We start from the raw sequence: 10000 nt of genomic DNA, 5'->3' as shown, positions 1-10000 counted from the left end.
TTGGGGTGGAATAATGCGCTCTATAAATTCAACAAATTTTGAACAGTCTAATGTTGAATACATTCAGTTTTGGGTGTTAGATCCTTATTATGGAAATCCAGGAGATGTTGCAGACCCTACTAATACTGGAAAATTAGTATTCAATTTAGGTGAAATTTCAGAAGATATTTTAAGAGATGGGAAAAAGTTATACGAAAATGGTTTGCCTGAAGAAAATTCAACTCAACCAGTAGTTTCAACTTTTTGGGGAGAAGTTCCAGCATCGCAGTCTTTAATTTATGCTTTTGATACTAATGGAGGAAATAGAGCGGTTCAAGATGCAGGTTTTGATGGGTTAACCGATGCCGATGAAGTTTTAAAATTTCCAGCATTCGCATCTCAACCAGATCCTTCAGCAGATAATTATCAGTTTTATTTAAATACATCTGGCGATATTGTAACACGATACAAAAATTATAATGGTTTTGAAGGAAACTCTCCGGTTAATGTAACCGATTCAAATCGTGGAAACACTACTTATCCTGATGTAGAAGATATCAATCGTGACAATACTATGAACACGATTAATGCTTATTTTAAATTTGAAGTGCCCATTTTAAAATATCCAGATAATGACAATGGAGTACCTGTGGGTCAAAACTATATTGTGGATTCAAGAAAATTCACAGACGTATTGCCTAATGGAGAAACGGCTAATGCTAGATGGATTTTGTATAAAATTCCAATTCAAGAATTTACAGATGCCAACAAAGTAGGTCCTATAAATGATTTTAGATCGATTCGTTTTATGCGTATGTATATGACTGGATTTAAAGATGAAGTTACATTGCGTTTTGGAGCTTTAGATTTAGTTAGAGGTGAATGGAGACGATATGTAAATTCATTAGATTTTAATGACCCTCAAACCGACGATGATAATACTGGATTTGATGTTGTGGCTTTAAATATCCAAGAAAACGGAGATAGAACACCTGTTAAATATGTGACTCCTCCAGGAGTAGTTAGAGAGCAATTATACAATAACAACACGGTAATTAATCAAAACGAACAATCTTTGTCGTTGAGAGTATATGATAAAACAGGTGGTATTGCAAATGGTTTACAACCAAACGACTCAAGAGCTGTTTTCAAAAACGTAAGTGTCGACATGCGTCAATATAAAAAATTGCGTATGTTTTTACATGCTGAAGCTACAGAAAACGGAGGTTTGCAAGATGATAATCTTACAGCATTTATTCGATTTGGAAACGATTTTACCGACAACTTTTATCAAGTGGAAATTCCTTTAAAAGTTACAGCTTATGGAGAGTCTTCGCCAGATGCAATTTGGCCATTAGATAATGAAATAGAATTGCCGCTTTCATTGTTAACGGCATTAAAATCAAAAAAAATCATTAATGCATTAGGAGCTCCAGATGTAAATGGTATTCATTTTCTAAATGAACAAGACTTAGGTTCTTCAAAAAATAGGTTAACCTTAGGAATTAAAGGGAATCCTAATTTTGGATTAGTTAGAACGTTAATGATTGGAATTAAAAATAAAACAGGGCAAATTCAAAGGGGAGAAGTTTGGTTTAACGAACTTCGTATGTCTGATATGGATAACAAAGGTGGGTATGCTGCAGTTGCTAACTTAGATTCCAATTTGGCTGACTTTGCAAACGTTTCTGCTACCACTAGAATGAGTACTATTGGATTTGGATCATTAGAAGAAGGCCCAAATGAAAGAAGTAGAGAAGATGTTTTTCAATACGATATTGTAACAAATATAAATTTAGGGAAATTACTACCAAAAAGATGGGGAATTAATCTTCCTTTTAATTATGGAGTAGGAGAACAAACCATAACACCTAAATACGATCCTTTTTATCAAGATATTGAATTGAAGCAATTGTTAGACTTAACAACAAATCCTACTGATCGTGCTAATTTTGAAAATAGAGCTATTGATTATACGAAGAGAACCAGTATCAACTTGATTGGAGTTAAAAAAGAGAGAAATCCGGAAAAAAAACCTCGTTTTTATGATGTTGAGAATTTAACATTGTCCTATTCATTAAATGAAACACAACATCATGATTATGAGATTGAAAATTTAATTGATCAACAAAATAGATCTACAGTAGATTATGCTTTTTCATTTAAGCCATTAACGGTTGAACCTTTTAAAGAAACTAAAGCATTTAAAAAGAGTAATTATTATAAATTGTTAAGTGATTTTAATTTTAATTTCTTACCAACCAATATTTCTTTCAGTTCTTCCATATTAAGACAGTTTAATAAACAAAGATTTCGTTTAGTAGACGTTGAAGGTGTTGGATTAGGAGATTTATACAGAAGAAATTATTTCTTCAATTATCAATACGGGTTTAATTATAATATTACAAAGTCATTACGTGTAAATTATACAGCTGCCTCAAATAATATTGTTAGAAATTATTTAGATGAAAATAACTTACCAATTGACGGATTGGATATTTGGGATGATTATTGGAACACAGGAACAGCTAATCAACACAATCAACAATTTGTGGTAAATTACGATCTTCCAATTAATAAATTACCAATATTAAGTTTCGTAAAATCTACTTACACCTATACGGGAGATTACAGCTGGCAACGTTCGTCTAATGCGTTTTCAAGTATAGAGGCTGAGGATGGAACATTGTATCAATTAGGAAATACAATTCAAAATGCGAGTTCTCATAAATTGAACACGATATTTAACATGGATGCGTTTTATAAATATGTAGGTTTAACTAAAACGAAGTCAAATAAAAATAAGAACATAGCCAATACAAAAGGAAAACAAGTCGCTCCAAAACCAGGACAAAAAGTAACCTCTGCAGGAAATAAAAACATTTCTAATGAACGTAATCTTTTCATGTCGGGTTTAATAGGTGTTGTAACAAGTATAAAAAACATTCAAGTAAATTACACTGAAAACAAAGGTACTGTACTGCCAGGATATTTACCTGGTTTAGGTTTCTTCGGTTCTTCTAAGCCTACTTTAGGTTTTATCTTTGGAAGTCAAGCCGATGTGCGTTATGAAGCAGCGAGAAATGGATGGTTAACATCTTTCCCAGAATTCAATCAAAACTTTACTCAAGTAGAAAATAAAAAGTTGAATTTGACAGCTCAATTAGAGATATTCCCTGATTTAAAAATAGATCTAAGTGCAGACCGTTCGTATACGTATAATTTCTCAGAACAATATGATGTAACTGCTGGTAATTATAATTCGCGTTCGCCATATGATTTTGGAAATTTTAATATTTCAACTATTTTGATTAAAACTTCATTTTCACAAAGTGATGTGAATTTTTCTCAAGCATTTCAAGATTTGAGAGATAATAGATTGATTGTGGCAAATCGATTAGCAGAAAGTTATTATGGATCTTCAACTTTCCCGAGAGATGCGGAAGGTTATCCGGTTGGTTATGGAAAAAATAGTCAGCAAGTATTATTGCCTTCGTTTATTGCGGCTTATTCTGGACAAGATGCTGGAAAAGTGGCAACCGGAGTTTTTAGAAATACCCCATTGCCAAATTGGAATATTAAATACACTGGTTTAATGCGTTATTCTTGGTTTAAAGATAATTTTAAAACGTTCTCTATTCAACACGGATATAGAGCAAGTTATAATGTTAATGCTTTCCGTTCTAATTTGAATAATGCTCCAGTAGATGCTAATGGTAATTTCTATGCCAATAAAATTGTATCTAACGTTAACCTTACTGAGCAATTCAATCCGTTAGTAAAAGTTGATATGACGCTAAAAAATTCATTTAAATTCTTAGCTGAAATTAAAAAAGGAAGAACACTTAATATGAGTTTTGATAATAATCTACTTACCGAGGTTGTCGACAACGAATATATTATTGGACTAGGTTATAGAATTAAAGATGTTACCATTAATTCTTCATTAGCTGATAATACTATGGGAGTTATAAAGAGTGATATCAATATCAAAGCAGATTTTTCGTTAAGAAAAAGTAACACAATTGTTCGATATTTAGATTATGATAACAATCAGTTAGGAGGCGGACAAGATTTATGGTCTATTAAATTAACGGCTGATTATTCGTTTAGTAAATATTTAACGGCAATTTTCTTTTATGATCATCAATTTTCTCAAGCAGTTATTTCAACATCTTTTCCAACAACAAATATTAGAAGTGGATTCACTTTACGATATAATTTTGGGAATTAAATAATTCAACAATAAAGTAAAACACCCGTTCGAAAGTATTTTTTTGAACGGGTGTTTTTTTATATAAAAAAATAACAAAAACCTTTTTTTCAATTCAATAAATACAATTACATTTGTACGTCAAAAAAATATAACCAAATGAATATACCAACTAATTTAAAATACACTAAAGACCACGAATGGGTTTCAGTTGAAGGAGATGTTGCAACTGTGGGAATCACTGATTTTGCTCAAAAAGAATTGGGTGATATCGTGTATGTAGAAGTAGAAACTTTAGATCAAACCTTAAATAAAGACGAAGTGTTTGGTACAGTTGAAGCTGTTAAAACAGTTTCTGATTTGTTTTTGCCTTTATCTGGAGAAATTATCGAATTTAATGATTCATTAGAATCAGATCCTGAAAAAGTAAACTCTGATCCTTACGGTGATGGTTGGATGGTGAAAGTGAAAATTTCTGATGCATCTGAAATAGAAGTACTTTTGTCAAGTGAAGATTACAAAGCACTTATCGGAGCGTAATTTTTTATTGCTTGCTATAATTTGGACTGTTTTAATTACAGTTGCAAGTTTGGTGAGTTCTAGTGCTATTCCAAAAGTAAATTTACTTTGGAATGATAAAATTGTACATTTTTTGTTTTATTTGGTATTTGTTGTTCTTTGGAGTTTTGCCAATGTAAAGTCATATTTAAAAATGAAGTATGATTTGCTAATTGTAGTTTTTGCAATATTTTATGGCATAATTATTGAAGTTCTTCAAAGTGTATTAACCAAAACAAGGGAAGCTGATTTATATGATGCGTTCGCTAATTCGTTAGGAGCAATCGTAGGTTTTGTTGGCTTTTTAATTGTGAAAAATAAAATTTTTAATAAATTTTTTTAAAACATTTCTAATATTAACTATATTAGCACCTCAAAATTAAAATTATGGAAGTAAAGAAAAATCCTAATGTTGATCCGAAGAGAAATAGTTCGCTATATTTTCTTATTGGTCTTACAGCTGTTTTAATGTTAACGTATGTGAGCATTGAAATGAAAACGGAAGATCCTAAAGAAGAAAAAGTGGAACTTGCAATTTCAGATAATATGGCAATGGAAGATGAAGAAGTTATTCTTACAATGCCTCCGACTCAAAGACTACCTCCTCCGCCTCCACCAGCACCAGAGGTAATTCAAATCGTAGATAATAAACAAGTTCTTGAAGAAAAGAAAATTGAAACTACAGAAGTTGATGAAAATAAAGCAGTTGTAGTTAATACAGCTTCTTCTTATGGTGAAGAAGGTGGAACTGCTGAAGAAATTGATGAAGAAGTTCCTTTTGCAGTAATCGAAGACGTTCCTGTTTTTCCAGGGTGTGAAGGTGTTGCAAAAAACAAACGTTTAGAGTGTTTTATGGAGCAAATGGCTAAACATATCAAAAAAAATCAACAATATCCTGAGAGAGCTATGGAAGACAATATTCAAGGTAGAGTCTCTGTTCTTTTTGTTATTGATAAAGATGGAAGCATTACTAATGTTCAAGCTAAAGGACCTAAAGGTGGTGAGTTGCTTGAAAAAGAAGCTCTAAGAGTAATCTCTAAATTGCCTAAATTCAAACCAGGAATGCAAAGAGGTAAACCTGTAAAAGTAAAATACAGTCAGCCAATTACTTTCAAATTACAATAATAGTAAATCCCAACTTTCGAGTTGGGATTTTTTTTTGGCATATAAATTGTATAGATTAATTAACAAACTGTTAACTATTAATCTATATAACCATGAAAGCAAATGTTGATTTCCCGAAAAGAGTAAAAAATAGTTTTATCTATTTTCAAGTTGGTTTAATAGCCACTATGTTAGTGGTGTTATTTATCTTAGAATTTAATTTTAAGGATGTATCAAAACCTTTTAGTCATGTAATTTCTACTGGTATTTATTCTGAGCCAACTTACGTTTATAATCCAGCTCCAACTACAAAACCACAAGAAACAACAAAGCCTGTTGTTAGTAGTGCTCCTAAAGTAACTCATGTTTTTAAACCAACAAAAGCTGAGCCAAAAAAAGACGATAATACAACTCCTTTGGCAAATCAAGATAATCCATCGGATAATCAAAATAATACGAATACAACACCATCAGATAATCCAAAAGATGATGGTGATGGAGGAGCTAGCGAGCCACCAACTGTTTTTTCTGTTGAGCAATTACCAATGTTTCCAGCTTGTAAAGGGTTGAGTAGAGCAGAACAAAAAGAATGCTTCGATGAACAATTAGCTAAAGCGATTGTGAAAAACTTGGTGTATCCTGAAGGAGACTTAGCGATAGGAAAACAAGGGGTTGCCCAAGTGGAATTTGTTATCGATGAAAACGGAGCTATTACAAATGTTGTAGCGATAAATAATAAGAGAGCTTCGTCAGAAATGCAAAAAGCAGCCGAAAGAGCCGTGAAAAGAATACCTAAATTAATTCCTGCTAAACAAGGAAATAAAGAGGTAAGAATTAAATATACCATCCCAGTTGTGTTTAAAATTCAATAATTAAATATTATTTGTGATAAAAAGTCCCATTTCGATGGGATTTTTTTATTTTTACACATTATAATTCTTTTTGAAATGAACATCAAACAATATTTAGACTCAACCTATCTTAAAACCGCAGCTCAAGCTAATCTTTCTGAAAAAGAAAATACAGAAGTTGTGAAAAATTGTATTCAAGAAGCCATTGATAATGATTTTAAATTAATCATGATTCGACCAGATAAAGTGGTTTTGGCAAAAAAAATGATTCATGAGGCTAATTCAAAAGTTACAATTGGAACGGTTATCGATTTTCCATTAGGAAATGGAACTTTAGAAGATAAATTAGAGGAAGCTAAACAAGCTATAGAAAATGGTGTTGATGATTTAGATTATGTTGTCGATTATGAAGCTTTTAAAAGAGGTGAAATTGATATTGTAAAAGAACAAGTTTTACAAGGAACTAAATTAGGGTTAGCTCATAATAAAATTGTAAAATGGATTATTGAAGTAGCAGCTTTAGATAATCATCAAATTGTACAATTATCTGCATTAATTAAGAATGTGGTGATTGCTAATTTTAGCGAAAAAGAATACGATAAAGTATTTGTAAAATCTTCAACAGGTTTTTATAAAACGCCAGAGGGTATTCCAAATGGAGCAACTATTCCTACTATAAAATTAATGCTTGAAAATTCTTGTCCGCTACCCGTTAAAGCTGCAGGTGGAGTAAGAACCTATGAAGAAGCTGTAGAAATGGTTCAATTAGGCGTAAAACGAATTGGAACTTCAGCTGCTAAAGCAATTGCAAATGGCGAAATTTCAAATAGCGATTATTAAAAATATCTTATGAGAAAAATATACTGTTTACTGTTGTTGGTTTTCGGATTTGCGACTTTTGCTCAACATTCGTCAAACGAACAATTTCCAATGTTTCCAGATTGTGTAAATGCTATTGGTAAACAACAGGAATCTTGCTTTTATAATACGATTCAAAATTATTTTTATAATAATTTTAAAGTACCACAAGAACTTCAAGAACAAAATTACAAAGGAACCGTAATTGCTGTTTTTGAAGTCGATACTACAGGTAATTTCAAGGTTTTGTATACCGACGCAGCACATGAGTCACTAAAAAAAGAAGCTGCTCGCGTTTTTGAATCGTTGCCAAAAGTTTCACCTGCTACTTATGCAGGAAAGCCAACGTATTCCAAATTTTCTATAAAAATCAATATTCCTTTAGTTGCCCCAAACACTCAAGAAGATGTAGCTACTAAGTATGCCAAAACAAATACGCTGTTAATTGATAACAAAAAAGAATTATCAGAATACGATGATTTGGTGATAAAACCATTCGAAAATCCGCAGTTTAAAAGTTCGGGAATTGTGCAGTTTTCACATCAAAATTATGGTGTTTTCGATGCTTTGTTAAATCAAGTAGGAAGTAATAATCATACGGCTTCAAAACCTTATTCGTATGATGAAGTAGCAAAATATTATGATTTCGAAACGGCAAACCAATCTTTTGTGAAACAAAAAGCATCTTGGTGGGGAAGAAAACTATGGAACGAAAATTTAGTAGCGATTCAAGGCGAAGAATATTGGTTCACACTAAATCCAATTTTCGATTTTAGAATTGGAAAAGATACTGAAAGTGAAGCTTCGAACACATTTGTTAATACAAGAGGTTTAATTGTTAATGGTGGTCTAGGAAAGCAATTAACTTTTACAACTTCTATCTATGAAAGTCAAGGAAGATTTGCTGATTATTACAATGCATATGCAGAAAGTATCCGTCCTTCGGGAGGAAATCCAGCGATTATCCCAGGAATTGGAATTGCGAAACGTTTTAAAGAGGATGCTTATGATTTTCCATTGGCAGAAGCAAATATCAAATACCAACCAAGTAAATTTGTAAATCTACAACTAGGTTACGGAAGAAATTTCTTAGGAGATGGATATCGTTCTTTATTACAGAGCGATGGTGCAAGTCCATATCCGTATTTCAAAATCAATACTACTTTTTGGAAAATTAAATACATCAATACCTACATGTGGCTGAAAGACGTTCGTGATGCTGCTACAGTTGATGGAACCTATACTACAAAATACATGGCAAGTCATTATTTGAGTTGGAATGTAACGAAAAGATGGAATTTAGGTTTCTTTGAAAATGTGGTTTGGACGAATACCAACGATAGAGGTTTCGATTTCAATTTTGTGAATCCATTAATTTTTTACAGAACGGTTGAGTTTGGCTCATCGTCTAAAACAGGAAATGCATTGCTTGGATTAACTTCAAAATACAAATGGAACAATCAAATTAACTTCTACGGACAGTTTTTAATTGACGAGTTTGCAATTGGTGATGTAAAACAAAGCAATCAAAGTTGGAGAAATAAATTTGCGTACCAAATTGGAGTAAAATATTATGATGCGTTTAAAATAAAGAATTTATTGCTTCAGGTAGAATATAACCAAGTGCGTCCTTATGTGTATTCGCATAGTGATCCTATTACTAATTATGGTCACAACAATCAAAGTATGGGGCATTTATGGGGAGCGAATTTCAGAGAATTTATTGCTATTGCACGTTATTACAAAGGAAGATATTTTGCTGATGCGAAATTAATTTACGGCCAACGCGGATTTGATTTCAATAACGGAACCGATAACTTTAACTACGGAGGTAATATCTATTTAGATTACGATGAAAATCGCCCTTACGATACTGGGGTTTCGATTGCACAAGGAAATAAAACAACGGTTATGATTGCCGATTTACAAGTAGGATATTTGGTTAATCCAGCTTCAAATTTAAAAGTTTTTGGAAATGTTATGTTTAGAAATTTCGATCCAACTGCTGAAACTGCTTCAACTATAAAATCAAACACCACTTGGTTTTCAATTGGATTGAGAAGCGATTTATTTAACTGGTATTTTGATTATTAATAGATTTAACGAATTTTCTAAATTCTAAATTCTAAATTCTAATTTTCATATCGTATCTTTGCGCGCAATTTCACAGCGAAAAACACTAAAGTGGACACGAATACTCAACCTCAAATTAAAAAATCTCTTTACAAAGACTTTGTAGAAATCACAAAGGCGCGCTTATCTATTAGTGTAGTGGTTTCCACTATTGCAGGTTATTTGTTAGGATTTAATGAGGAACAACCTTTTCAATGGTTGGTTTTAGTATTGTTAATCGTCGGTGGTTACTGCATGGTAGGCGCTTCTAATGTTTTCAATCAAATCATCGAAATTGAATTAGACGCCAAAATGGACCGAACTA

The 10000-nt window shown here is 32.1% G+C and carries 8 protein-coding genes; all 8 read left to right on the top strand.

Annotated features, from left to right (window positions below):
* A partial coding sequence (gene sprA / locus LDL23_RS06610) for a cell surface protein SprA (RefSeq protein WP_291265001.1) occupies positions 1-4213 on the top strand: 4213 nt, incomplete at its 5' end.
* Between the two features lie 138 nt (positions 4214-4351).
* A complete protein-coding gene (gcvH, locus tag LDL23_RS06605) occupies positions 4352-4732 on the top strand; it encodes a glycine cleavage system protein GcvH (RefSeq protein ID WP_291265000.1) in 381 nt (126 codons plus the stop codon).
* A complete protein-coding gene (locus LDL23_RS12655) occupies positions 4701-5093 on the top strand; it encodes a VanZ family protein (protein ID WP_366935481.1) in 393 nt (130 codons plus the stop codon). The genes gcvH and LDL23_RS12655 overlap by 32 nt, the downstream gene beginning before the upstream one ends.
* Positions 5094-5137: 44 nt before the next feature.
* The gene (locus LDL23_RS06600) at positions 5138-5875 is read left to right on the top strand and encodes an energy transducer TonB (protein ID WP_291264999.1); all 738 of its coding nucleotides are present in this window, start codon (positions 5138-5140) and stop codon (positions 5873-5875) included.
* Between the two features lie 92 nt (positions 5876-5967).
* On the top strand, positions 5968-6726 hold the full coding sequence (locus LDL23_RS06595) for an energy transducer TonB (protein ID WP_291264998.1): 759 nt from the start codon (positions 5968-5970) through the stop codon (positions 6724-6726).
* 75 nt (positions 6727-6801) lie between these two features.
* Entirely contained in the window at positions 6802-7545 is a 744-nt protein-coding gene (gene deoC, locus LDL23_RS06590) for a deoxyribose-phosphate aldolase (RefSeq protein WP_291264997.1), read from the top strand.
* 9 nt (positions 7546-7554) lie between these two features.
* A complete protein-coding gene (locus LDL23_RS06585) occupies positions 7555-9657 on the top strand; it encodes an energy transducer TonB (RefSeq protein WP_291264996.1) in 2103 nt (700 codons plus the stop codon).
* 90 nt (positions 9658-9747) lie between these two features.
* On the top strand, positions 9748-10000 hold a 253-nt coding region (locus LDL23_RS06580; RefSeq protein ID WP_291264995.1), incomplete at its 3' end, for a UbiA family prenyltransferase.

The sequence above is a fragment of the Flavobacterium sp. genome (genome assembly GCF_020217025.1).
Lineage (GTDB): Bacteria > Bacteroidota > Bacteroidia > Flavobacteriales > Flavobacteriaceae > Flavobacterium.
Note: the sequence above shows the minus strand (reverse complement) of the source record. Positions and strands in the feature narration are given on the sequence as shown.